25 protein-coding genes and 1 pseudogene are annotated in these 22,754 nt (G+C 67.3%); 20 read left to right on the top strand and 6 right to left on the bottom strand.

Going from position 1 to position 22,754, the window contains the following annotated elements; all coding sequences use genetic code 11:
- Positions 1–16: 16 nt before the first annotated feature.
- On the bottom strand, positions 17–658 hold the full coding sequence (locus VHP37_20535) for a hypothetical protein (GenBank protein HEX2828753.1): 642 nt from the start codon (positions 656–658) through the stop codon (positions 17–19).
- Positions 659–1,062: 404 nt separating this feature from the next.
- On the opposite strand from VHP37_20535, the gene VHP37_20530 reads away from it, so the two are divergent.
- The 8 genes from VHP37_20530 to VHP37_20495 all read left to right on the top strand — a co-directional run bounded on the left by VHP37_20530 (position 1,063) and on the right by VHP37_20495 (position 8,066).
- Entirely contained in the window at positions 1,063–1,620 is a 558-nt protein-coding gene (locus VHP37_20530; protein ID HEX2828752.1) for a sigma-70 family RNA polymerase sigma factor, read from the top strand.
- Complete coding sequence (locus VHP37_20525; GenBank protein ID HEX2828751.1) at positions 1,617–2,333, top strand: anti-sigma factor; 717 nt, start codon at positions 1,617–1,619, stop codon at positions 2,331–2,333. Before VHP37_20530 ends, VHP37_20525 begins: the two co-directional genes overlap by 4 nt.
- A 127-nt stretch (positions 2,334–2,460) precedes the next feature.
- Positions 2,461–2,844, top strand: a complete 384-nt coding sequence (locus VHP37_20520; GenBank protein HEX2828750.1) for a hypothetical protein — start codon at positions 2,461–2,463, stop codon at positions 2,842–2,844.
- Positions 2,845–2,907: 63 nt separating this feature from the next.
- Complete coding sequence (locus VHP37_20515) at positions 2,908–3,933, top strand: cytochrome c (GenBank protein ID HEX2828749.1); 1,026 nt, start codon at positions 2,908–2,910, stop codon at positions 3,931–3,933.
- 9 nt (positions 3,934–3,942) lie between these two features.
- Positions 3,943–5,046: a Rieske 2Fe-2S domain-containing protein gene (locus VHP37_20510; GenBank protein HEX2828748.1), complete on the top strand. Its 1,104-nt coding sequence runs from the start codon at positions 3,943–3,945 to the stop codon at positions 5,044–5,046.
- A gap of 20 nt (positions 5,047–5,066) precedes the next feature.
- The gene (locus tag VHP37_20505; protein HEX2828747.1) at positions 5,067–6,812 is read left to right on the top strand and encodes a tetratricopeptide repeat protein; all 1,746 of its coding nucleotides are present in this window, start codon (positions 5,067–5,069) and stop codon (positions 6,810–6,812) included.
- A gap of 63 nt (positions 6,813–6,875) precedes the next feature.
- Complete coding sequence (locus VHP37_20500) at positions 6,876–7,238, top strand: hypothetical protein (protein ID HEX2828746.1); 363 nt, start codon at positions 6,876–6,878, stop codon at positions 7,236–7,238.
- An 81-nt stretch (positions 7,239–7,319) separates the two neighbouring features.
- The gene (locus VHP37_20495) at positions 7,320–8,066 is read left to right on the top strand and encodes a hypothetical protein (protein HEX2828745.1); all 747 of its coding nucleotides are present in this window, start codon (positions 7,320–7,322) and stop codon (positions 8,064–8,066) included.
- Positions 8,067–8,208: 142 nt separating this feature from the next.
- Here VHP37_20495 and VHP37_20490 read toward each other — a convergent pair whose 3' ends face one another.
- A complete protein-coding gene (locus tag VHP37_20490; GenBank protein ID HEX2828744.1) occupies positions 8,209–8,418 on the bottom strand; it encodes a hypothetical protein in 210 nt (69 codons plus the stop codon).
- A 421-nt stretch (positions 8,419–8,839) separates the two neighbouring features.
- On the opposite strand from VHP37_20490, the gene VHP37_20485 reads away from it, so the two are divergent.
- Together VHP37_20485 and VHP37_20480 are read left to right on the top strand one after the other, a co-directional pair.
- On the top strand, positions 8,840–9,250 hold the full coding sequence (locus VHP37_20485; GenBank protein ID HEX2828743.1) for a thioesterase family protein: 411 nt from the start codon (positions 8,840–8,842) through the stop codon (positions 9,248–9,250).
- Complete coding sequence (locus tag VHP37_20480; protein HEX2828742.1) at positions 9,250–9,573, top strand: hypothetical protein; 324 nt, start codon at positions 9,250–9,252, stop codon at positions 9,571–9,573. The genes VHP37_20485 and VHP37_20480 overlap by 1 nt, the downstream gene beginning before the upstream one ends.
- Here the strand turns inward: VHP37_20480 and VHP37_20475 are convergent.
- Entirely contained in the window at positions 9,570–9,818 is a 249-nt protein-coding gene (locus tag VHP37_20475) for a hypothetical protein (protein ID HEX2828741.1), read from the bottom strand. The genes VHP37_20480 and VHP37_20475 overlap by 4 nt on opposite strands.
- Before the next feature lie 35 nt (positions 9,819–9,853).
- Positions 9,854–10,633: pseudogene (locus tag VHP37_20470) on the bottom strand (NYN domain-containing protein).
- 144 nt (positions 10,634–10,777) lie between these two features.
- Here VHP37_20470 and VHP37_20465 point away from each other — a divergent pair.
- Positions 10,778–11,464 carry a protein-L-isoaspartate(D-aspartate) O-methyltransferase gene (locus VHP37_20465; GenBank protein HEX2828740.1) on the top strand — a complete coding sequence of 229 codons (687 nt, stop codon included), beginning with the start codon at positions 10,778–10,780 and terminating at the stop codon, positions 11,462–11,464.
- Between the two features lie 41 nt (positions 11,465–11,505).
- On the top strand, positions 11,506–12,420 hold the full coding sequence (locus tag VHP37_20460; protein HEX2828739.1) for an adenylate/guanylate cyclase domain-containing protein: 915 nt from the start codon (positions 11,506–11,508) through the stop codon (positions 12,418–12,420).
- Here the strand turns inward: VHP37_20460 and VHP37_20455 are convergent.
- Positions 12,417–13,298 (bottom strand): DUF1932 domain-containing protein, encoded by an 882-nt coding sequence (locus VHP37_20455; protein ID HEX2828738.1) that lies wholly within the window; start codon positions 13,296–13,298, stop codon positions 12,417–12,419. The two genes, VHP37_20460 and VHP37_20455, sit on opposite strands and share 4 nt — an antisense overlap.
- Before the next feature lie 109 nt (positions 13,299–13,407).
- Between VHP37_20455 and VHP37_20450 the strand changes: the two genes are divergently transcribed.
- Entirely contained in the window at positions 13,408–14,571 is a 1,164-nt protein-coding gene (locus tag VHP37_20450) for an MFS transporter (protein HEX2828737.1), read from the top strand.
- Between the two features lie 3 nt (positions 14,572–14,574).
- On the opposite strand, the gene VHP37_20445 is transcribed toward VHP37_20450, so the two are convergent.
- Positions 14,575–15,528 (bottom strand): tripartite tricarboxylate transporter substrate binding protein, encoded by a 954-nt coding sequence (locus tag VHP37_20445; protein ID HEX2828736.1) that lies wholly within the window; start codon positions 15,526–15,528, stop codon positions 14,575–14,577.
- Positions 15,529–15,633: 105 nt separating this feature from the next.
- Between VHP37_20445 and ggt the strand changes: the two genes are divergently transcribed.
- The 7 genes from ggt to VHP37_20410 all read left to right on the top strand — a co-directional run.
- Positions 15,634–17,322 carry a gamma-glutamyltransferase gene (gene ggt / locus VHP37_20440; protein HEX2828735.1) on the top strand — a complete coding sequence of 563 codons (1,689 nt, stop codon included), beginning with the start codon at positions 15,634–15,636 and terminating at the stop codon, positions 17,320–17,322.
- Positions 17,323–17,407: 85 nt separating this feature from the next.
- A complete protein-coding gene (locus VHP37_20435; protein HEX2828734.1) occupies positions 17,408–18,376 on the top strand; it encodes an acetyl-CoA carboxylase carboxyltransferase subunit alpha in 969 nt (322 codons plus the stop codon).
- Positions 18,345–19,700, top strand: a complete 1,356-nt coding sequence (gene tilS, locus VHP37_20430) for a tRNA lysidine(34) synthetase TilS (protein HEX2828733.1) — start codon at positions 18,345–18,347, stop codon at positions 19,698–19,700. The genes VHP37_20435 and tilS overlap by 32 nt, the downstream gene beginning before the upstream one ends.
- A gap of 110 nt (positions 19,701–19,810) precedes the next feature.
- Complete coding sequence (gene ndk, locus VHP37_20425; protein ID HEX2828732.1) at positions 19,811–20,236, top strand: nucleoside-diphosphate kinase; 426 nt, start codon at positions 19,811–19,813, stop codon at positions 20,234–20,236.
- 16 nt (positions 20,237–20,252) lie between these two features.
- Positions 20,253–21,413, top strand: coding sequence for a 23S rRNA (adenine(2503)-C(2))-methyltransferase RlmN (gene rlmN, locus VHP37_20420; GenBank protein ID HEX2828731.1), 1,161 nt, complete (start codon positions 20,253–20,255; stop codon positions 21,411–21,413).
- The gene (gene pilW, locus VHP37_20415; protein HEX2828730.1) at positions 21,410–22,198 is read left to right on the top strand and encodes a type IV pilus biogenesis/stability protein PilW; all 789 of its coding nucleotides are present in this window, start codon (positions 21,410–21,412) and stop codon (positions 22,196–22,198) included. The genes rlmN and pilW overlap by 4 nt, the downstream gene beginning before the upstream one ends.
- The coding region (locus tag VHP37_20410; protein HEX2828729.1) for a helix-turn-helix domain-containing protein at positions 22,195–22,754 on the top strand (560 nt) is incomplete at its 3' end. The genes pilW and VHP37_20410, both read left to right, overlap by 4 nt.

Here is a 22,754-nt window from a genome sequence, read left to right as displayed (position 1 = left end):
GGGCTCGGCAGGAGACTCAGAACTGAATCGAGCGTTTCACTCGCTCAAGGATCGGTGCCCAAAGCGCCGCATCCGACTGTCTATGCGACAACGTAAGCTCGAGGAGGTAAGTCGGTCGTGGGATCTTGTACTGGACCACTTGCCAAGGCGATGGACCGTTGATGCCAGCGCGTACGTATGGCATCACAAGCGTAAGCTGATTGTTGAATCGCTCGATCCGAAACGGCTGCGCCTGAATTATCTTGGGGCCGCCGGCCGCCTCCATCTTGCGGAAGGTCCGAAGCATCTCACTCTCGAGATCTTTGAGTTCTGCGGTCTTAGTGGCAGCCAAGTCCGCTTGAGTGTAATCCGGAGGCGATGTAACGCTGACTCGAATCGTGGCTCCGGTGGGACTTGGAACTGCATTGACCGCGAGCAGCGGTTCCTTGCGGCCCGCTGGTAGCTCGGTGCCGGAATTTTCTGCGATAGCTTGCCCCACCGCTGACAAGTTCTTCCGGGTTTCCGATGACAGAACCGTCCAGTGGCTCGGTATTTCTAGGGAGATTCCGTGCGATAGCTGGACCCGTCGGAACGCGGGCTCCTGCGCTGCGGTGATCCCCGAGAACACAGCGCATGCAAGCAACGCTAACGCGGCGGCGCGACCAATCAGACTTGGCACGTAGGGGCTCCTCCGTACGCATTGTTATGCGAAACCTACTGCTGTCGTGAAGCTTAGCATCGTCCGGTCGACGAGCTTCCGCACGTCAGCTTGTCCCGCGGGGCTATGGTCGCGCGAAGCGGACCCAACGCGTTGCTGAGTACCCGAGCGACTCACCAGATCATCGACCCCCAGAGAAACGCTGCTAGACTTCTGCCAAACTTCGTCGCACCAAGTTGAAGCACGTAGAGGGAAAGCAACGGACGGATCCCTAAACGACATTACTTACCAATCAATGACTTGCGCCTGTATTTCGGACTACGAACCAGGGGGTCGTGGGTTCAAATCCTGCCGGGCGCGCCACATTCCAGACTCAAAGCCGCCTACGGGCGGCTTTGGTTTTTTCGGCGCACGTTAGGGGAACGATGGCCGAAGAACGCTCCGCCTCGAGGCTTCAGCACCTGCTCGCGCGCTGTGCCCTGCGCGACCGCGCCGCTTTCGTCGAGCTCTACCACGCCACTTCCGCGAATCTGAACGGCGTCGCGCTGCGTATATTGAAGAACCGGCAGTGGGCCGAGGAGGTGCTGCAGGATGCCTACGTGAAAGTCTGGCAGCACGCGGGCGATTACGAGGCGTCGCGCGGGGCGGCGATGACGTGGCTGATCAATATCGTGCGTAACGGCGCGCTGGACGTCGTCCGGCGTGCCGACTATCGCGCGCACCTCGATCCGGAGCCCGTCGACGAGGAAACGCCCGATCACGCGCTGCGTCCGGACGACGCGGCGCTGGTGAGTGACGAGCTCGCGCGGCTGCGCCGCTGCCTCGCGAGGCTCTCCGACGAACAACGCTCGACCGTGCTGCTCGTTCATCACGAAGGCTATACGCCGGTCGAGGTCGCGCAGGAGCGCGGACTGCCGCTCGGCACCGTCAAGTCGTGGGTGAGGCGCGGTCTCCTCGCCTTGCGCGAGTGCATGCGGCCATGAAGCTCGCGGACCCGAAGCTGCGTGAGATGCTCGCCGGCGAATACGCCCTCGGCGCGCTGCATGGCCGCGCCCGCGCGCGCTTCGAGCGCATGCTGCGTACCGACGCCGATCTGTCGCGCCTCGTCGGCGAATGGCAGGAAGACCTCGCGCCGCTCGCGCAGGAGGCGCGCGCCGTAGAGCCCGCGCCGCACGTCCTCGCCGCGATCGAGCGCCGTATCGAAGGCGGCGGATCGCCGCAAGCCCGACCGTCGCTGTGGAACCGTCTCGGCTTCTGGCGCACGTTCTCGTTCGGAGCCGCGACGATCGCCGCGGTGCTCGCGGTGTTCACGAGCCTGCTCGCATTGCGCGCGCCGCCGAGCGTCGCACCGAGCTACGTCGCGATCCTGCAGAACCCGGCGGGTCAGCCGGCGCTCGTCGTCACCGGCTACCGCGCGCCTTTTCATCTGAAGACCGAGCCGATCGTGCTGCCGCGTCCGGCCGAGGGCCGGGTGCTGCAGATCTGGGCGATCGAAAAAGACACCGGCGCGATACGTCCGCTCGCGGTCGCGCGCGCCGACGCGCCCGCCCAGGTCGCGCTCTCGGACGAGGCCTGGAAGCTCGTGAGAGGCGCGCAGTCGCTCGCGGTCAGCGTGGAACCGTCGGGTGCGACGCCGAGCGCGCCGACGACCCCGCTCATCTACTCCGGCCTCTGCATCAATCTCAAGGGCGGCTAAGCCTTACGACGTACGGCACGCGCGGCGTGCCGGTGAATCCTTCGCGCGCCTTCGCGCGTATGTCGTGTCGGTGCGGGCGATGAGCCCCGCCTTTCGCCAACGACATTCAAAGAGGATCGCCATGCACATGAACCGCAATCTCCCGCTCGCCCTGGCCTTCGGTCTCCTGTCGCTCGGCGCCGGCGCCGCCGACGTCATCACCGGCAAGAACGGCATGACGCTCTACACCTTCACGCCCGATGCCAACGGCAGGAGCGCGTGCGCCGGCGGCTGTCTCGCGGTGTGGCCCGCGGCGCGGCCGGGTGAGGCGAGCGGCAACGGGTTCGGCGAGATCACGCGCGACGACGGCAGCAAGCAGCTCACCTACGGGGGCAAGCCGCTCTACTACTACGTGAACGACGCCAAGCCCGGCGACACCAAAGGCGACAAGCTGCAGAACGTGTGGTTCGTCGCGCTGCGCGGCGGGGCGAAAGCGGCGGCGCAGGCGCCGAGCGCGGGCGGGAGTTACTGACGAGCAAACCGGGGCCTGACCCCGAAAAAGCCGGGGTCCGACCCACATTCGCCGGGGGACCGGATGGATACATGGCTCAACGTATTGCTCGGACTGACGTTCCTCGCGCTGGGCATCGTCAACATGCTCCTCATGTTCCATCTGTGGGGCTATCCGTTCGACGAGGCCTCGGGCAAGAGCTCCGCGCCGCCGAGGCTCATGCGCATCCATCGCTACACCGGCTATGCGTTCCTCGCGATCTATGTCTTCCTCATGGCGCAGATGCTGCCGCGCATCTGGCATTACCAGATCGAGCTGCCGCCGCGCACCGTGATGCACCTCACGCTCGGGCTGGCGATCGGCGTCATCCTGATCGTGAAGATCAGCATCGTGCGCTTCTTCAAGCACCTCGAAAGCGCGCTCGTGCCGTTTCTCGGCGTCGTGATGGTGATCTGCACCGTGCTGCTCGTCGGGCTGTCGGTGCCGTTCGTCTTCAAGGAGCAGTACCTCTCGCAGCAGGCCTTCGGCTCGGTGCTGTCGAAAGAGAACCTCGAGCGCCTTAAGACATTGCTGCCGCGCGCCGGTTTTCCGAAGGAAGCCAACGTCGAGACGCTCGCCTCGACGCAGGGGCTGGAGATGGGACGCCGCGTGCTGCTGAGCAAGTGCGTGCAGTGCCACGATCTGCGCACCGTGCTCGTCAAACCCAAGCCGCCGGACGTGTGGTTCCAGACGGTCAACCGCATGGCCGACCGCGCGGTCATCGGCAAGCCGATCGGCACCGAGGAGCGCTGGCACGTTGCCGCCTACCTCGTCGCGATGTCGCCCGATCTCCAGCAGGCGCTGGTCGCCAAACGCGGGCAGGAGATGGAGAATCAGGCGTCCGTAGACGCGGTGCGCAATCTCCCGGCCGACGCGCAATTCGACATCGACGCCTCCAGGAAGACGTTCGAGGCGAAGTGCGTGCAATGCCACCCGCTGCCGCAGGTGAGCGGCACGCGCGACGAGATGACAGCGATCGTCTCGCGCATGGCCGGCAACGGTCTGGTCGCCACGCCGGACGAGCTCGCGCGCATCGTCTACTTCCTAAGCGCGCGTCAGAGCATCAAATAGGGAGACGCCATGACCGAAGAAAAGTGGGAAGACGTGGGCGACGTCGCGCGGTTCCTGGCGGCGCCGGTGTCCGAGGCGATGTGCGGTCGCACGCGCATCGCGATCACGTGCCGCGACGGCGAGCTCGGGGCGATCGGCGGCAGCTGCAATCACGTCGGCGGGCCGTTGGGGCAGGGACGGCTCGACGGCGATTACGTCGTCTGCCCGTGGCACAACTGGAAATTCCATCGCAGCACCGGCAAGGGCGAGCCGGGTTTCGAGGAGGACTGCGTGCCCGCCTACGAAGTGCGGGTGCGCGACGGCCGGCTGTACGTGCGCACCGACAACGCGACCCGCCGCAACCGCAAGCCGCACGCGCCGCACCCGCTGGCGCGTCCGGTCGAAAGGGTCCCCGGATCGACGCGCGTGGTCGGCATCTCGACGACGGTGATGGATGCGGCGAACCCGCGCTACTCGACCTCCGAAGCGCTGCTCGACGCCGCGCTCGAATATGCCCGGCAGGGCCTCGCGTGCGAGACCGAACACATCCGCCTGCGCTCGCTCGACTTCCGCAACTGCGAAGGCTATTACTCGAAGAGCGCGCGGGCATGCACGTGGCCGTGCTCGATCACGCAGATGGACGACAAGGACGAGATGGCGCAGGTGTACGAGGCGGTCGTGCACTGGGCCGACGTCGTGCTCGTCTCCACGCCGATCCGCTGGGGTGTGGCGAGCGCGCTGTACTTCAAGATGGCCGAGCGTCTGAACTGCGTGCAGAACGAGATCACGACGCACGACCGGGTGCTCATCCGCGACAAGGTCGCGGGGTTCATCATCACCGGCGGACAGGACAACGTGCAGGGCGTCGCGGGCGGCATGCTGGCGTTCTTCTCGGAGCTCGGTTTCTCGTTCCCGCCGTTTCCGTTCATCGCGCACACGCGCGGCTGGTCGGCGGAGGACATGGAGCGCAACGTGACCCAGGTGCAGCAGAGCGCCGAGCTGCGCGAGGCGTCACAGGCGCTCGTGCAGCGCGCGGTCGAGTTCTCGCGCACGCTGCTCGCCGACGTCACCCTGCCCGCCGACGTGCCGCGCGGCGGGCGCAAGGCGCACCGGCTGGACGTCGAGATCGGCTGACGCGTGGTAATTTCGACGCCGTGCTTCTGAGACTGCTTTCAGGATTCTTCAAACCGCGCATCGACGTGGACGCGGTGCACGCGCAAGGGCTCGCGCATTACGGCCGCGGCGATTTCGAGAACGCCGAGCGCTGCTTTCGCGACGTCGCGCGCCTCATGCCCGACGAGCCGACCGCGTGGGTGAATCTCGCGGTCGCGCTGCTGCGCCTCCAGCGCTACGCCGACGCGGTTCCGATCCTCGCGCGCGTGATCGAGATGCAGCCGCGGCTGGCGGGCGCGCACTACGATCTAGGCGTCTGCTACAACCGCCTGCGGCGAAACGCCGAAGCGATACCGTGCTTCGAGCGTGCGATCGCGCTCGAGCCCGGCATGCACAAGGCGCACGCGAGCCTCGTCGACGCCTATCTCGACTGCTGCGACTGGGACGCGGTCGAGCGCTGGCGCGAAGCGTTCTTCGAATATCGCGCACGTCAGCCCCGCGCCCTGTGGGCGCAGCGCGTGGAGCCGTTCACCGCGCTGACGTTGTTCCCGGGCGAGATCGCCAAGGACGTCGCCGAGCAGCGCGCGCTCGATCTGGCGGGTAATGTCGCGGATCGGGCGCCGGGCGCGCGTCGGGATGCGCGCGACACCGCGCGCATACGCGTCGGCTACGTTTCCGCCGATCTCTACGATCACGCGACGGCGCACCTCACGTACGGTCTGTACGCGGCGCACGACCGCGAGCGCTTCGAGGTGTACGTGTACTCGAGCGGTCCCGACGACGGCAGCCACTATCGGCGGCACATCGAGCAGACGAGCGACCGCTTCGTCGACATCCGCAACGAAAACGCGGAGGCGACCGCGCGGCGCATCGCCGCGGACCGCGTCGACATCCTGGTCGACATGAAAGGCTATACGGCCCATTCGCGGCCGGACATCTTCGCGCTGCGCCCGGCCGCGCTGCAGGTGAGCTGGCTCGGCTATCCGGGCACCATGGGCGCGGACTTCATCGACTATTTCATCTCCGACGCGGTGGCGACTCCGCCGGGACACGAGCACGAGTTCACCGAGCGCGTCGTGCGCCTGCCCGGCAGCTATCAGGTGAACGACTCGCGGCAGCCGGTCGCGAAGACCGCGCGCACGCGCGCGGACGAAGGCCTGGCCGAAAATGCTTTCGTCTATTGCAGCTTCAACCGCCTGAGCAAGATCGACCGCAGGGTGTTCTCGGTGTGGATGGATATCCTGCGCGCCGTGCCCGGCAGCGTGCTGTGGCTGCTGCACGGCGATGCGCAGGCCGAGCGCAATCTCGCCCGCGCGGCCGGCGCGGCCGGCGTCGACGGGACGCGCCTCGTGTTCGCGGGCAACCTCGCCAAACCCGAGCACCTCGCGCGGCATCGTCTGGCCGATCTCTTCCTCGACACCCCCGCGTACAACGCCCACACCGGCACGAGCGACGCGCTGTGGGCGGGCCTGCCGGTCCTGACCGCGCCCGGACGCACCTTCGCCACACGGGTGGCCGCGAGCCTGGTCCACGCGTGCGGGTTGCCCGAGCTCGCGGTGCACGATCTACACGCCTATCGCGAAACGGCCATCCGCTACGCAACCGACCGGCAGGCTCTCGCGGCCGTCACGCAGAAGCTGCGTGCAGTCGCCCCGGCTTCCGCCTTGTTCGACACCCCCCGCTTCGTCCGCAACCTCGAAACGGCCTACGGGCGCATGGACGAGCGCCGCCGCGCCGGGCGTGCGCCGGAGCCCTTCAGCGTCGAGGACGCGTTCCCCGGCGCCTGATTCGCGCGGCCGGGGCACAAAATTGCTAGCCGAGGGGGTGGGTAACGGTTGCCGATCGTCACGATGTCCCGGCAGACGCGCAACAGCACCATCGGTCACACTTGGATAGGCGCGGCATTGCGGTCGCGCGCCCGCGGCGGGGCGTGGGCCGCGGTCATGGGAGAGAACGCGATGTTCTACCGCATCATCCGTGAGTTCAACGACGGCCGCCTCTATTACAGAGGCGGGGCAGCGGGCGACGGCACCTCGTGGACCGACGCGCCCGAATCGGCGCGCCACTACCGCTCGGCCGACCAGTCGGTGCGCGCAGGCGCGAAGGTCGCGGCCCTGGTCGAGGCGGGCAGGGTAGGCGTCGAGGAGATCGACGACCTGCCCCACAAGGGCGTGGTGTACGACGAGGAACCGCAGCACGTCCACGGCGGCTAGGTTCCGTCCGCGCCGCCGTCGGGCGGCGCTCGCGAGCGGTGGTACCATCGGCGCGGCCAACACGTCGAGGAAACGTTCGCGATGAGCATCATCACCCCGTGGTACCAGCTCGGTTACGTCATTCCGCACCTCTACACCGATCTCGACGCGTACCAGTTCTACCGCGTCGCGCCCGAAGGGATGATGCTGCTCACGACCGGGCTCAACCTCAAGGAATACAGCATCAAGGCCGTGGAGGAGGAGCTCCCCAGCCTGTGGCGCGCCTTCGACCTGCTCGCATCGAAAAAAGTCGACCGTCTTTCGCTCTCCGGCGTGCCCGTCGCCTCGGCGCTCGGCCGCAAGCGCATGCGCGAGATCCTCGCCGAAGCCGAGCAGCGCACCGGCATTCCGTGCGACACCGACCTCGAGGCGCACATCGCGACGCTGCACCGCCTGGGCGCTACGCGCATCGCGCTCGCGACGCGCTGGCCGGCCGCGGTGACCGACGCGCTCACGCGCTATCTCGCCGAAGCCGGCATCGAAGTGCGGGTGTGCCGTTCGCGCGCGCGGTCGCTGCAGGAGAACAAGTATTCCAGCGCCGCGGCGGACCACGAGCTCGCCGTCGAGCTCGGCGCCGAAGCGCTGCGCGACGCCCCCGACGCGCAGGCGTTGCTCCTGCCGGGCGGCCTGTGGTTTGCGATTCACGCGGTGCCGCTGCTCGAAGCGCAGTTCGGCAAGCCGGTGCTGCTCAACATCACCTCGACCACCGCGGCGGCCCTCGTCGCCGCGGGCGATCGCATGCTCCACCGACCCGACCCGCGCTGGGGAAAAGTCCTCGCGACCGTCTGAGTGACTGAAACAGGGAGGGAGGTCTCGGAGCGAAACCTTGATTTCCCTCCGAGGCGTTCACCGTTTGTTTTGAGCGGCTGCAGGCGGCTCAAAACAAAACGGGCCCGCAAATGCGGGCCCGTTACCAATCCGGCAGTTCGAGTTATTGTCTGGAGTAGATGCGGTTGCCCGGGCGGGGCAGCCGGGGCTGCGCGGCTTCGAACACGTAGCCTTTGCTTTGCGCCGCGGCGAGGCATCGCTCGTATTTCTCGTAGGACGTGCGCGACTCGGCGACAACATTCCGATCGACGGATAGTTGCTGCCACCGCCAGCGTGCATCCTCGCCCACGAAAAAGCGCCAGATCACTCTCATCACTACCCTCCTAACGTTCGTCCCCCGGACGAGCTGGTTATCGGCAGAGCGCGAGACCCTGCCCGAACATCGCTACGCGAGACTCCTTTCCGGCACGAGCCGGCGAATCCCGCCTAGCATAGGCACACCGGGACGGATGCGGCCGCCCGGCGATGTTGCGACGCAGACGCGCGGACTGCCGGCAGCACGGGCACGCGCGGTTGCGATCAGATTGTGAACGGGACCGGATGAAATCCGACGGTCCATGGGGAGTGCGGATTGATTAGAGGATTGATGGCACGACTATAACATGGTCCCCGGAGCCCGGGGCGCCGATGTCCACATCGTGGACGCATGGCGCCGGTTTGGCCGCGTATCCGCGGTCAGAAGCCAGCCGCTCTACAGGGTTAGACTCGGCCGATCGCAACACGAAGACTGCGCAATGAACCTCCCCGAAACGCTCAAGCCCGGCCTCGTCGGCTCCACCGAGATCGTCGTCGGCACACGCGACACTGCTCCGCACGTGGGCAGCGGCAAGATCAAGGTGCTCGCGACACCGGTGATGGTCGGCCTCATGGAGGAAGCGTCGCTGAACGCGGTCGAAGGTCTGCTCCCGCCGGGCTACCAGACGGTGGGCACGCGTCTCGACATCACCCACGTCGCGGCGACGCCGGTGGGTCTGCACGTCACCGCGCGCGCGGAGCTGATCAAGATCGACGGACGGCGTCTCACCTTTCGCATCTGGGCCGACGACGAGCGCGACCGCATCGGGGAGGGCACGCACGAGCGCATCATCGTGGAGGTCGCGCGCTTCGATGCGCGGGCGCAGGAGAAAGCGCCGCGGCGAACGTGATGCGCACGCGCGCGCTCTTCGCTGCACTGCTGTGCGCCCCGGCCGTCTACGCCGCGGACAGCGAAGTCCAGCGCCAGTTGCTCCAGCGCGATCGGCAACAGCTCGAGCTCGGCCTGCGCATGCAACAACAGCAGAGCCGGGCGATCGCTCCGCCGTCGAATCATTCAGCCGATTTCCAGTCGCGCCTGCAGGACCGCGACCGGCAGCAGCGTCTTCGCGAAGAGCTCGAACACGAAGCCCGCGAGAGAGCCGCGCGAGACGTCGCGATACCGCCCGGGGACGCGACGCGCGCGCTACGCCGGCGCGAAGACGCGCAGCGCTAGCGTTTGGGACCGTCGAGCGGCTCGCGCTCGACGACGGTGTACTCGCCTTCGATCGGGCCTTGCGCCGCGGCGGCCTTGCGTACGCGGCGCATGAGCCACCACCAGCGCGCGCCGATCACGAGCGCGACGAGGACGCCGATCACGAGCGCGATCGTGACGGCGAAGAAAGCGACTGCGGCGATCGCGAGGCCGAGCAGTGCGAACGCGGCGCGCGCGAGCCAGCCGCCGCCCGAGCGAACGATCATCAGTAGTCGGCGTGGTAGGTCTTGATGATGACGCCGCCCGACTTCTCGTCCGGTTCCAGCGTGATGAGCCCGCGCGCTTCCGCCTCGTCGAGGAGCTTGCCGAACGAGCGGTAGCCGTAGTACGACTCGTTGAAACCGGGGTTCCGGCGCTTGAGTGCCTGCTTGACCATCGACCCCCAGATCTTTTCCTCGGACGAGCGTTCGGCGAACAGCGCCTCGATCGTTTCCATCGCGAGGTCGAGCGCTTCCTGCCGCTTGTCGGTCTCAGGCGCCGGCGTCGACGGGTCCGCTCCCGCGGCCTTGGCCGGCGCTTTCTTCTTCGCGCGGCTCTGCTTTTTCGCTTTCTCGCGGACGAGGTCGTCGTAGAGGATGAACTCGTCGCAGTTCGCCATCAGCAGGTCCGAGGTGGACTTCTTCACGCCGACGCCGATCACCACCTTGTTGTTCTCGCGCAGCTTGGACACCAGCGGGGAGAAATCGGAATCGCCGCTCACGATCACGAAGGTGTCGACGTGCGATTTGGTGTAGCAGAGGTCGAGCGCGTCGACGACCATGCGGATGTCCGCGGAATTCTTGCCCGACATGCGCACGTGGGGGATCTCGATCAGCTCGAACGAGGCCTCGTGCATCGCTTTTTTGAAGTCGCGGTAGCGCTCCCAGTCGCAGTATGCTTTCTTGACGACGATGCTGCCCTTGAGGAGCAGGCGCTCGAGGACTTTGTCGATGTCGAAATCGGCGTATTTGGCGTCTCGGACGCCGAGCGCGACGTTTTCGAAGTCGCAGAATACGGCCATGTTGCGCGTGTCTTGGGTCATTGGAGGGCGGGGCGGCGGCAGGAGGGCCGTCCGGTCTTGAGTCGACAGCGCGCGATTGTGACCGCTCGAAAGCGGCTTGTCGATGGCGACCGGTGCGCGGCCTGCTGTTTGCACGCACGCCTGGGTTCAGGGCGAGAGACCCGAATGGAACGCGACGTATTCGAAACCCTGCGCGAGCAGATGATGGAGGAGATCGCCGAGGAAGCCGCGGCGACCGCGGCCCACACCGGCCGGTCCGTCTTCGGGCCCGACGTGATGAGAGTCGTCGGGCGCGTGCCGCGCCACGAGTTCGTGCCGGTCGAGCTCCAGCCCTACGCCTATCTCAACCGCCCGCTGCCGATCGGCTTCGAGAAGACGATCTCCCAGCCGTACATCGTTGCGCTGATGACCGATCTGCTCGATCTCGGTCCGCAGCACGTCGTGCTCGAGATCGGCGCCGGCGCGGGTTACCAGGCGGCGATCGCGGCCGAGCTCGCCAAGCGCGTCTATACCGTGGAGATCATCGAGGAGCTCGCCGCCGGCGCCGAGCGGCGCCTCGAGCGCCTGGGCTACGTCAACATCGACGTGCACATCGGCAACGGTTACTACGGCTGGCCCGAGCACGGGCCGTACGACGCGATCGTCGTGACCGCCGCATGCGAGCTCATCCCGCCGCCGCTGCTCGCGCAGTTGAAGGCCGGCGGGCGCATGGTGATACCGACCGGCATACCGTCGAAGCAGACGCTGACCCTCGTCGAGCGCAGCCGCGGCGGACAGCTCTCCACACGCGACATCTTGCCGGTGCGTTTTTCGGAGCTCGAAGAGCCCGGCGCCATCGGGGGCGCTGCGTAACCGGTTGCACGACATGGCGAGTAACCGGTAGATTTCGCGCCATGCCAAGAGAAACCGCAGTGCGCTGCATGGTCTTCGCCGACGTGAGCGAGAGCAGCGCCCTCTATCAGAAGCTCGGCGACACCGCGGCCCGCAACATCATCGGATCGACGCTGACCGCGATCACCGCCCTCCTGCCCAGGTACGGCGGCGTGCTGGTGAAGACGATCGGCGACGCGGTCATGTGCATGTTCCCGACCGCGGACGCCGGGCTGCAGTGCGCGATGCAGATGCAGGCCTGCGTCGCCAACGACCGGCCCGGCAACTATCCGGTCGCGATCCACGTCGGCATCGCCCACGGCTCGGTCCTGCTCGAGAATGGCGACGTCTTCGGCGACACCGTCAACGTGTCGGCGTACCTCACCGCGGTCGCTGGACCCGAGCAGATCCTCGCGTCCGAGGCGACCGAAAAAGCGCTGTCGGCCGAGCAGAAGGACAACATCCGCGCAGTGTTCCGCGCGGTGCTGAAAGGGGCGACCAGCGAGTCGGTCGTCTACCAGGCGCTGTGGAAGGTCGACGCGCGCGAGGTTACCGAGATCAACCTGCAGTCGCAGAAGGTCATCCCGCGCGACACCGGCAGCCTCATCGTCACCCACGACGAGGAGCGCGTGCGCATCGACCAGTGGCGTCCGACGATCTCGGTCGGGCGCGCGCAGGAATGCGACCTCGTGGTGCCCGACCGCTACGCCTCACGCCGCCACCTGACGATCAAGCTGGTGCGCACGCGCTTCTACCTCATCGACCACAGCATCAACGGGACGTTCGTGAGGTTTGCCGACGGCCACGAGGTGCACGTGCTGCGCGAAGATCTCGTGCTCGACGGGTCGGGCGAGATCTCGCTCGGGCGCACCGTCGCCGGGCGCGGCGAAGGCCTCATCACCTTCAACTACGACCGGCGCTCGATGTTCCGGATCTAGGACGTACCGTCCGCCAGGCCGTGCACGATGTCGGTGCCGCTGCGGCCCGCCTTGCGCGCGTCTTCGGGCGATTCCTTGCCCAGCGGCGTCGCGGCGATGAACTCGTACATGTCGGCGGCACCCAGCAGGATGCGCGGAGTGAGGCCGGCGCCTTCGAAGGTCTTGGCGATCTCGTTCATCTCGGGCACCCAGCGATACGCTTTCGGCGGCATCGACACCGAGCGCGACAGCACCCATTCGAGCATGTCGCCCTGACTGTCCTGCATCTCCGCCACGACCTGTTCTTCGACCCCGAGCTTGCGCGCGGCGATGAGGAGCTCCATCCCGAGCGCCATCGTGCCCTTGGTCATCGATGCGTAGCACATCTTCACCGCCGAGGCGTCGCCGTTGCGCTCCCCGACCACGCGGATGCGCAGCTGCTCGTCCTCGATCTCGGTGAGGAGCGTAGCGTTCGGACCCGAGATGTAGAGCTTGGTCTTCGCCTTGCCGCGCGGGGGCGGGCCGATGATGCCGCCGTCGATGAAGGTGCCGCCTGCCTCGGAGATCAGCGTCTCGATCTCCTTCACCGTCTGAGGCGCGATCGCGTTGCAGTCGACGTAGACGAGCTTCTTCTTCGTCTTGCGCATCGCCTGGGCGACTTCGCGGGCGGCGTCGACCGCCGAGCCGGGGTTCATCACCGACAGCACCGCGTCGCACGTCTCCACCACCTTGCGCACCGAGCCCGCATCGGTGAGCCCCGCTTCCTTCGCCAGCGCCGCGGTGCGCTCGCTGCGACCTGCGAGCGAGGTGTAAACCTCGCGTCCTGTCGCCTTGATCCGTCCCGCGACCGCCTGACCCATGTCTCCGGGGCTCAATACGCCGACTTTGCTGAGCTGCATACGATGCTCCTTCCTTTGGATAGAGACGCGCGCGGGGACGCGGCGCCGACGAACGTTAAAATAACGGCATACCCTCCGCCCAACAAGCTTTCTTTCCCGCCGCTGCCCGATGCCGATCTATCTGATCGTGCTGGTGACCGTGCTCACGCACACCAGCTTCAAAGGCAGCAAGGTGCTCATCGCGCTCTTCGCCATCGACCTGGGCGCGAGTCCGCTGACGATCGGCGTGCTGTTCTCGATGTACTCGGTCTTCCCGGTGGTGCTGTCGGTCTGGGCGGGCAAGCTCTCCGATCGCTACGGTTATCGCGCGCCCATGCTTTTCGGCGCCTGCGGGCTCGCGGTCGGGCTGCTGCTGCCGTTCGCGCTGCCCGCGCTGCCGACGCTCTTCGCGTCCGCGGTGCTCGCCGGTTCGTGCTACATCTTCTACACCGTTTCGGTGCAGCACCTCATCGGTTCGATGGGCGAGGGCGCTGCGCGGACGAAGAATTACAGCATTTTCAGCCTGGGCGTGGGGTTCACCGCGCTGATGGGGCCGACCACCGCCGGCTTCGCCATCGATGCGCTCGGGCACCGCGCGACCTATCTCCTCCTCGGCGCCATCGTGATGCCGACGATCGCCGCGCTGGTCTTCTTCCCGAGTCTCGTCCGCGCCCCGCCTGCGAAGCACAAGGCCAGGGGCGAACAGCATTTCATGGACATGTTGCGCGACGTGCCGCTGCGGCGTCTCTTGATCACCACGGGCATCATCGAGACGGGGTTCGAGCTCTACAACTTCTTCCTGCCGATCTACGCAAAATCGCTCGGCATGTCCGCTTCGCTGATCGGGCTCGTCATGGCCGGATTCGCCGTGGCGCTGCTCGCAGTGCGGACCGTGATGCCGCGGCTCGTCCGGCACTCGAGCGAGGAGCGCGTGCTTTCCGGCTCGCTCTGGCTCGCGGTCGCGACGTGCCTCGTGTTTCCATTTGCATCGGGGTTCGCCTCGTTGCTCGCCGCGTCCTTCGTGCTCGGCCTCGGCCTGGGCTGCTGCAGCCCGCTCTCGCTGGTGCTCGCGTACAACCGCTCGCCGCCCGGGCGCTCGGGCGAGGCGATCGGCGTGCGTCAAACGGTGGCCAAGATCACCGAAGTCACGATGCCGATCGTGTTCGGCTCGCTCGGCACCGTGCTGGGGATGGGCCCGGTCTTCTGGATAGACGCCGCGATGCTCGCCGTCGGCGCGTGGCTGATGGCGCGCGACGCGGCCAGTCGGCTTTCGCGCCCGACTGACGCCGGATAGGCGTCAATCGGCTTTCGCGCCCGACACCTTGACGACCTCGCCCCAGCGGGCGACTTCCTCGCGCAAGAGCTTCGAGAACTCTTCGGGCGAGTTGCCGACCGGCTCCGCGCCCTGCTGGTGCAGGATACGGCGCATGTCGGCGCTCTTGGCGACTTTGGCAATCGCGCCGCCAAGGCCGTTGACGATCTCCTTGGGCGTGCCGTCCGGCGCGAGGACGCCGTACCACACGACCACCTCGACGCCCTTGATGCCCGATTCTTTCAGCGTCGGCACGTCCGGCAGTTGGTCCGCGCGCTTGAATCCGGCGTTGGCGAGCGCGCGCAGGCGCTTCGCCTTGACGTGCGACGAGATCGCAGGGATGTTGGCGAAGGTGAGCGAGACTTCGCCGGAGAGCAGGGCGGTGAGCGAAGGCGCGCTGCCTTTGTACGGGATGTGCACGATGTCGGTGCCGGTGCGCAGCTTGAAGAGCTCGGCCGTCAGGTGCTGGGTCGTGCCGCTGCCCGCCGACGAATAGTTCAGCGAGCCCGGCTTCGCCCTGGCGAGCGCGACGAGATCCTTGACGTTCTTCACCGGCAGCGACGGATGCACGGTGAGGATGTTCGGGCTTTGCGAGAAGATCGAGATCGGCGCGAAATCCTTGACCGCGTCGAAGTTGACCTTGCGGTAGAGGGTCATGTTGATCGCGATCGCCGCGGTATTCATGAGCAGCGTATACCCGTCGGCCGGCGATCGGGCGACGAGCTCGTTGGCGATGTTGGTGCCCGCGCCTGGACGGTTGTCCACGATGAACTGCTGGCCGTAGATCTTGGTGAGCTCCGGCGCGAGCAGGCGCGCGTTGATGTCGACGCCGCCGCCGGGCGTGAAGCCGACGACGATGCGCACCGGTTTGGTGGGGTAGTTCTGGGCGTGGGCGCCCGCTGCGGCGAGCGCCGCGAGCGCGAGCAGATACCGTTTCATGCCTGCGTTCCTCACGAAAAAAGGGCCGGATATTACCTGATCACGATCGTGCGGGATGTGCGTGCAACATGCGGGCCGCGAACGTGCGCTATATTGCGACGCTCGATGCTCGATCTCTACTGCCAGCTCCGGCGCCACGCCGCCGCGCTCGTCCTCGTCGTCGTCTGCTGCGCGTCTGCGATTGCCGCGCCCGCCCCGCAGAACGCGGCGATCGCATCGGCGCATCCGCTCGCGACCGCCGCGGGCCGCACGATCCTCGGGCAGGGCGGCAATGCCTTCGATGCCGCGGTGGCGGTCGCCGCGGCGCTCGCGGTGGTCGAGCCGTATTCCTCGGGACTGGGCGGCGGCGGATTCTTTTTGCTGCATCGCGCGTCCGACGGTTATCAGACGATGGTCGACGCCCGCGAGACCGCGCCAAGCGGCGTCACGCGCTCGCAGTATTTCGACGAGCAGGGCCGCCCCAGGCCGAACGCCACCACGCGCGGAGGCACCGCCGCGGCGATTCCCGGCACGCCGGCGGCGCTGGCGCACCTGGCGTTGCGCTACGGGCGGCTTCCCCTGGCCGCCACGCTCGCCCCGGCGATACGCCTCGCCGCGGACGGCTTCGACGTCGATCCGCGTTTTGTGCAGATCGCGAAAATGCGCGAGAAATTCCTGCAATCGGGCGCGGGCACCGACGTCTTCCTCGATCGCGGCAAAGCGCCCGAGGCGGGTTTCCTGCTGAAACAGCCGGATCTCGCGGCGACGCTGACGCGGCTCGCGCGCGAGGGTGCCCGAGGTTTCTATCAGGGGCCGGTGGCGCGCGCGATGCTGGACGCGGTAAACCGTGCCGGCGGCGCTTGGCGCGCGGCTGACCTCGAGCAGTACGCCATCCAGGAACGCCAGCCGGTGCGCTTCACCTACCGCGGCGCCAGGATCACCGCGGCGGCGCTGCCTTCGGCGGGCGGTGTCGCGCTCGCCCAGTCGCTGGCGATACTGGAGAACTTCAAGCCGGGCCCTATCGGTGAACCGGCGGAGGACCATCTCGTCGTCGAAGCGCTGCGCCGCGCTTTCCAGGACCGCGAGCGCTATCTCGGCGATCCCGAGTTCGCGCACCCGCCGCTCGATCGCCTCGTATCGGGCGCCTACGCGCAGCAACGTGCGGCGGGCATCGACCCGAACCGCGCGACGGCGAGCGCAGCGCTCGGCGGGCGCGAGCCGGCGGCGCGCGCGCACAGCACCAACACCACCCATTTCTCGATCGTCGACGGCGAGGGCAATCGCGTCGCGGCGACGGTGACGATCAACCTCCTGTTCGGGTCGGGCATCGTCGCGCCGGGTACGGGCGTGCTGCTCAACAACGAGATGGACGATTTCACGCTCGGCGACGCGCCGAACGCGTTTCTGCTGCGCGGGGGCGCGGCCAACCGGATCGAGCCGCGCAAGCGCCCGCTGTCGAGCATGACGCCGACGTTCGTCGAGGACGAGAAAGGCGTGCTGGTGCTGGGCGCGCCCGGCGGCTCGCGCATCGTGAGCCAGGTGCTGCTCGCCACGCTCGCGTATCTCGACACGCCCGAAGTCGACCTCGCGAGGATCGTCGCGCTGCCGCGCTATCACCACCAGTTCTGGCCGGACCGCGTGGAGGTCGAGCCGCAGGGCTTCTCGAACGAGTGGCGCGCGGCGATGCGCGCGAAAGGCCACGAGATCGCGATCTCGAGCCGGCGCTGGGGCAACATGCAGGCGGTGTTCAGGGCGAAGAACGGCGCGGTCCAGGCCGCCAGCGATCCGCGCGGCGAAGGCGTGGCGTGGTACTAGGATTCGGTTAACAGGATTCAGGATTCGGTCAAAAGCAAAAACGCTGCTCTCCGAATCCTGAATCCTAATCGCTATAATCGGGTCGATGAAAACGACCTTTCTCGATTTCGAGCAGCCGGTCGCCGAGCTCGAAGCCAAGATCGAAGAGCTGCGTTTCGTCCAGGACGATTCCGCCGTCGACATCTCCGAGGAAATCGGCCGTCTCCAGAAGAAAAGCCAGACGCTCACGCGCGACATCTACGGCAAGCTGAGCGCGTGGCAGATCGCGCAGGTCGCGCGCCACCCGCAACGTCCGTACACCCTCGACTACGCGAACGGCATCTTCGAAGGCTTCGAAGAGCTGCACGGCGACCGCGCGTTCGCGGACGACCCTGCGATCGTCGGCGGCCTCGCGCGTTTCAACGGCGAGACGTGCATGGTGATCGGCCATCAGAAAGGCCGCGACACCAAGGAGAAGATCCACCGCAACTTCGGCATGCCCAAGCCCGAGGGCTATCGCAAGGCGCTGCGGCTGATGAAGCTCGCGGAGAAATTCGGCGTGCCGGTCTTCACGTTCATCGACACGCCGGGCGCGTATCCGGGCGTCGGCGCCGAAGAGCGCGGGCAGTCGGAGGCGATCGGCCGCAACCTCTACGAGATGGCCGCGCTCGAAGTCCCGGTCGTCTGCACGGTGATCGGCGAAGGCGGCTCCGGCGGCGCGCTCGCCATCGCCATCGGCGATGCGACGCTCATGCTCCAGTACTCGACGTACTCCGTGATCTCGCCCGAAGGCTGCGCGTCCATCCTCTGGAAGAGCGCCGAGCACGCGCCCGAAGCCGCGGAGACGCTCGGCATCACCGCCACGCGTCTCAAAGCGCTCGGCCTGGTCGACCGCATCGTGCACGAGCCGCTCGGCGGCGCGCACCGCGATCACGACGCGATGATGCAGGCCTTGAAAAAAGCCCTCCAGGAGACCTGGCTCAAGCTCAGGGAGAAGCCCGTCGCCGAGCTCACGTCCGCGCGCTACGAGAAGCTGATGGCGTATGGCAAGTTCAGGGAAGCCGAAGCGAAGTAAGCCGCTCGATCTCGCGGGGCACACAGCGGCGCACCTCAAAGGCGTCGTCGGGTGGGGGACACGTGTCGTGCTGGCGCTCAGCGGCGGCGTCGACTCGGTCGTGCTCCTCGACCTGCTCGCGCGGCTCGCGCCGCGCCTGCGTTTCGAGCTGCGCGCGCTGCACGTCGATCACCGGCTTTCACCGAACGCTGCGATGTGGGCGCGCCACTGCCGCGCGCTGTGCCGCGAGCGGGGCATCGCCTGTACCGTCAAGCGGGTCGAAGTCGAGCGCGGCAACAGCACCGAGCGCGCCGCGCGCGAAGCGCGCTACGCGGCGCTGGCGAGCGCGCGCGCCGACGTCATCGCGCTGGCGCACAACGCCGACGATCAGGCGGAGACCGTGCTGCTGCAGCTTCTGCGTGGGGCGGGCGTCAAAGGATTGTCTGCGATGCCTTCGGTGAGACGCGGGCAGCCGTCGATCGTGCGGCCGTTACTGGATGTTGCACGGGCCGACATCGAAGCCTACGCGCGCCGCCGCAAGCTCGAATGGATCGAGGACGAGAGCAATCTCTCGGGCGCTTACCTGCGCAACTGGCTGCGCCACGAGATCTCGCCGCGCATCGCGGAGCGCGTTCCGGCGTACCGCACCATCCTCGCGCGGGCCGCGCGCCGCTTCGCCGAGACCAGCGAGCTGCTCGACGAGCTTGCACGCATCGACGCCGCGGGCGAGGCATTGTCGGTCGCACGCCTAGAGACGCTGTCGCCGGCGCGCGCGCGCAACGTGCTGCGCCACGCGCTCGCCACGCAGGGTCATCGGATGCCCGAAGCCGGGCGGCTCGACGAAGCGCTGCGGCAGGCGCTCACCGCGCGCGCCGATGCTCGGGTCGAAGTCGATCTGGGCGACTGCACGCTGCGGCGCCGCGGCGATGCGCTGCATCTCACGCCGCCTCGCCGGCGGCGGTCGCCGGATGTGGCGGTCGAGTGGAAGGGCGAAGGCGAGATCGCGGTGCTCGACGGCGTCCTCGCGATGCGCCGCACCCGCGGCGAGGGGATGAGTCTCGCCCGGCTGCAATCGCAGCCGGTCACCATCCGCGCCCGGCGCGGCGGGGAAAAGCTCCAGCCCGAGCCCGATCGCCCGACGCGCACGGTGAAGAACCTCCTGCAGGAAGCGCGGATCGCGGCGTGGGACCGCGACCGCCTGCCGTTCATCTACAGCGGCGACGCGCTGGTCTGCATCCCGGGCATCGCGGTCGATCACCGCTTCCACGCCGCGCCCGGCGAGGAATCGATCGATGCGCTGTGGCGGCCGGGACGTGCCGGACGGGTGTCTCCGGTCCGCGCTTAAGCCTCTGAAAACGCGCGCTTTTGAGCCCGATCCTGCTTTTATTCAAAGCCTTATCGTGTTATTCTTACAGGTTAGTCTGAACACTCCCGGAACCTCCAAGGAAAACCTGAATGGCTGCCGAACGGACTCTGTCCATCATCAAACCCGACGCCGTGGCTAAAAACGTCATCGGCGAGATCTACACCCGCTTCGAAAAAGCGGGCTTGCGCATCATCGCAGCGCGCATGAAACAGCTTTCGCGCAGCGAGGCCGAAGGCTTTTACGCAGTGCACAAGGAGCGTCCCTTCTTCAAGGACCTCGTCGATTTCATGACGTCGGGTCCCGTGATGATCCAGGTGCTCGAAGGCGAGAACGCGATGCAGAAGAACCGCGACCTGATGGGCGCGACCGATCCCAAGAAAGCCGAGAAAGGCACCATTCGCGCGGACTTCGCTCAAAGCATCGACGCGAACGCGGTGCACGGCTCCGATTCGGCGGAGAATGCGGCCGTGGAGATCGCCTACTTCTTCCCCGCGCTCGACATCTGCTCGCGGTAACCCGCCTTTCACGGTCATGGTGAATCTACTCGGCTTATCCATAACCGAGCTGCAGGCGTTTTGCGCCGCGCTCGGCGAGAAGCCGTTTCGCGCGAAGCAGTTGATGCGCTGGATCCACCAGGCCTTTGTTGCCGACTTCGGCGCGATGAGCGACATCTCGAAGGCGTTCCGCGAAGCGCTCGCGAAGACCGCCGTCGTCGAAGCGCCGCGCGTACGCCGCGACACGACGGCCGCCGACGGCACGCGCAAATGGCTGCTCGACGTCGGCACCAGCAACGCGATCGAGACCGTCTTCATCCCCGAGACCGCGCGCGGCACCCTGTGCGTCTCGTCGCAGGCGGGCTGCGCGCTCGAGTGCTCGTTCTGCTCCACCGGACGGCAGGGCTTCAACCGCAATCTCTCGGTGGGCGAGATCATCGGCCAGCTGTGGCACGCGAATCGCGAGCTCAAGGCCGCTACAGGTGTAGAGCACGAACGCGATGAAGCGTCGCGCGCCAAAGAGCAAGAGCGTCCCGTCACCAACGTGGTGATGATGGGCATGGGCGAGCCGCTCGCGAACTTCGACAACGTGGTGGCGGCGATGCAGCTCATGCTCGACGACTCGGCGTACGGCCTGTCGCGCCGCCGCGTCACGCTCTCCACCTCGGGACTGGTCCCGTTCATGGACCGGCTGCGCGACGCGTGCCCGGTCGCGCTCGCGGTGTCGCTGCACGCGCCGAACGACGAGCTTCGCGACGTGCTCGTGCCGATCAATCGCAAGTACCCGATTCGCGAGCTGCTCGCAGCGTGCGTGCGCTACATCGAGAAAGCGCCGCGCGATTTCGTCACCTTCGAATACGTCATGCTCGACGGCGTCAACGACACGCTCGCGCACGCGCGCGAGCTCGCGGCGGTCGTGGCCGACGTCCCGTGCAAGCTCAACCTGATCCCGTTCAATCCGTTCCCCGATTCGGGCTACGAACGCTCGAAACCCGAAGCGGTCGCGCGTTTTCGCGACGTGCTGATCGGCGCCGGTCTCACCACCACGGTGCGCAAGACCCGCGGCGACGACATCGACGCGGCGTGCGGACAGCTCGCGGGCGAGGTGCAGGACCGCACGCGCCGCCAGGCGCGCCGCGAGAAGCGTGCGGCCTTGCAGGGCAGCGCGCCCACGCGGTCGGAGGAGCTCGCACGATGAGGGGCGCTGCCGCGGCGGCGGCGTTGCTCGCGCTCGCCGCGTGCGTGTCGACGACGCGCAGCACCACCGATTCGGAGTTCAAGCCTCAGGTCACGACGACCAACATCGACAACAAGGCCCGCGAGCGCGCACGCATACACACCGAGCTCGCCGCGAGCTATTACGAGTTCGGCAACATGGCGGTGGCGCTGGAGGAAGTGCGCGAGGCGCTCAAGGCCGACACCGATTACGGCCCGGCCTACAATGTCGCGGGCCTCGTGTACGCCGAGCTCAAGGAAGACAAGCTCGCCGTCGAAAACTTCCAGCAGGCGCTGCGCATCGATCCGCTCGATTCGGACACCAACAACAACTACGGCCGTTTCCTGTGCGACAGGCAGCGCGTCGACGAGGCGATCCGCTATTTCACCGCCGCTTTGCGCAACCCGCTGTACAAGACACCCGAGCGTTCCTACGTGAACGCGGGGCTGTGCCTGCGCCGCCGCGGCGATATCGCGCGGGCCGAGGATTATTTCAACCGCGCGCTGAAGCTTCAGGCGGCGCAGCCGCAGGCGCTGTATCAGCTCGCCGACATGGCGTACTCGCGCCGTGCCTATCCGCAGGCGAAACAGTATCTGCTGAGGCTGGAAAGAGTCTCGCCCGTCAATCCGGAGTTCCTGTGGCTCGCGGTGCGCATCGAGCGCAAGCTCGGAGACCAGCTCGCCGCCGCCAGCTACGGCACCCAGCTCACCCGCAACTTCCCGCAATCGAAAGAGGCGGCGGCGTTGCAAGCCGGAATCGAAGAATGAGCCAGAGTTATTACGGCAGGCACGAGAGCTCGCCCGGCGCGATGCTCGCCGCCGCGCGCGAGGAGCTCAACCTGTCGGTGAGCGACGTCGCGCGGCACCTTAAGCTCTCCCCCGCGCAGGTCGAAGCGCTCGAGGAGGGCGCGTACGACCGGCTGCCCGGCCGCGTGTTCGTGCGCGGTTTCCTGCGCAACTACGCGAAGCTCCTCGGCATCGATCCCCAGCCGCTGCTGCGCACGATCGAGCACGAGATGCCGCAACCGGTGCCGGTCGAGGAAGCGCCGCCGTCGACCGAGGTCGTCATTCCGCGCGGCGAGTCCGCGCGCTGGCCGGTCTACGTCGGCTTCGGCGCGCTCATCATCGTGGGCCTGCTGGCGGTGTACGAATTCGGGTTCAACGAGCCGGTGCGCGCACCGCAGGACACCAGCGCCGACGCCGGGACGGCCGCGCCCGCGCCTCAGGGCGACGCCACGGCCGCGCAGCAAGCCGCGCCCATGCAGCCGGGGACGCAGACCGCCGCGCCTTCGTCCGCCGGTCCCGCGCCGGCGATACCGCCGCG

The sequence above is a fragment of the Burkholderiales bacterium genome (genome assembly GCA_036262035.1).
Classification (GTDB): Bacteria; Pseudomonadota; Gammaproteobacteria; order Burkholderiales; family SG8-41; genus JAQGMV01.
Note: the sequence above shows the minus strand (reverse complement) of the source record. Positions and strands in the feature narration are given on the sequence as shown.

Bases quoted from the DNA above. Each gene is read 5' to 3' on its own strand.
- VHP37_20530 (HEX2828752.1), top strand. From the start codon at position 1,063: ATGGCCGAAGAACGCTCCGCCTCGAGGCTTCAGCACCTGCTCGCGCGC.
- VHP37_20525 (HEX2828751.1), top strand. From the start codon at position 1,617: ATGAAGCTCGCGGACCCGAAGCTGCGTGAGATGCTCGCCGGCGAATAC.
- VHP37_20520 (HEX2828750.1), top strand. From the start codon at position 2,461: ATGAACCGCAATCTCCCGCTCGCCCTGGCCTTCGGTCTCCTGTCGCTC.
- VHP37_20515 (HEX2828749.1), top strand. From the start codon at position 2,908: ATGGATACATGGCTCAACGTATTGCTCGGACTGACGTTCCTCGCGCTG.
- VHP37_20510 (HEX2828748.1), top strand. From the start codon at position 3,943: ATGACCGAAGAAAAGTGGGAAGACGTGGGCGACGTCGCGCGGTTCCTG.
- VHP37_20500 (HEX2828746.1), top strand. From the start codon at position 6,876: ATGTCCCGGCAGACGCGCAACAGCACCATCGGTCACACTTGGATAGGC.
- VHP37_20495 (HEX2828745.1), top strand. From the start codon at position 7,320: ATGAGCATCATCACCCCGTGGTACCAGCTCGGTTACGTCATTCCGCAC.
- VHP37_20490 (HEX2828744.1), bottom strand. From the start codon at position 8,418: ATGAGAGTGATCTGGCGCTTTTTCGTGGGCGAGGATGCACGCTGGCGG.
- VHP37_20485 (HEX2828743.1), top strand. From the start codon at position 8,840: ATGAACCTCCCCGAAACGCTCAAGCCCGGCCTCGTCGGCTCCACCGAG.
- VHP37_20480 (HEX2828742.1), top strand. From the start codon at position 9,250: ATGCGCACGCGCGCGCTCTTCGCTGCACTGCTGTGCGCCCCGGCCGTC.
- VHP37_20475 (HEX2828741.1), bottom strand. From the start codon at position 9,818: ATGATCGTTCGCTCGGGCGGCGGCTGGCTCGCGCGCGCCGCGTTCGCA.
- VHP37_20465 (HEX2828740.1), top strand. From the start codon at position 10,778: ATGGAACGCGACGTATTCGAAACCCTGCGCGAGCAGATGATGGAGGAG.
- VHP37_20460 (HEX2828739.1), top strand. From the start codon at position 11,506: ATGCCAAGAGAAACCGCAGTGCGCTGCATGGTCTTCGCCGACGTGAGC.
- VHP37_20455 (HEX2828738.1), bottom strand. From the start codon at position 13,298: ATGCAGCTCAGCAAAGTCGGCGTATTGAGCCCCGGAGACATGGGTCAG.
- VHP37_20450 (HEX2828737.1), top strand. From the start codon at position 13,408: ATGCCGATCTATCTGATCGTGCTGGTGACCGTGCTCACGCACACCAGC.
- VHP37_20445 (HEX2828736.1), bottom strand. From the start codon at position 15,528: ATGAAACGGTATCTGCTCGCGCTCGCGGCGCTCGCCGCAGCGGGCGCC.
- ggt (HEX2828735.1), top strand. From the start codon at position 15,634: ATGCTCGATCTCTACTGCCAGCTCCGGCGCCACGCCGCCGCGCTCGTC.
- VHP37_20435 (HEX2828734.1), top strand. From the start codon at position 17,408: ATGAAAACGACCTTTCTCGATTTCGAGCAGCCGGTCGCCGAGCTCGAA.
- tilS (HEX2828733.1), top strand. From the start codon at position 18,345: ATGGCAAGTTCAGGGAAGCCGAAGCGAAGTAAGCCGCTCGATCTCGCG.
- ndk (HEX2828732.1), top strand. From the start codon at position 19,811: ATGGCTGCCGAACGGACTCTGTCCATCATCAAACCCGACGCCGTGGCT.
- rlmN (HEX2828731.1), top strand. From the start codon at position 20,253: ATGGTGAATCTACTCGGCTTATCCATAACCGAGCTGCAGGCGTTTTGC.
- pilW (HEX2828730.1), top strand. From the start codon at position 21,410: ATGAGGGGCGCTGCCGCGGCGGCGGCGTTGCTCGCGCTCGCCGCGTGC.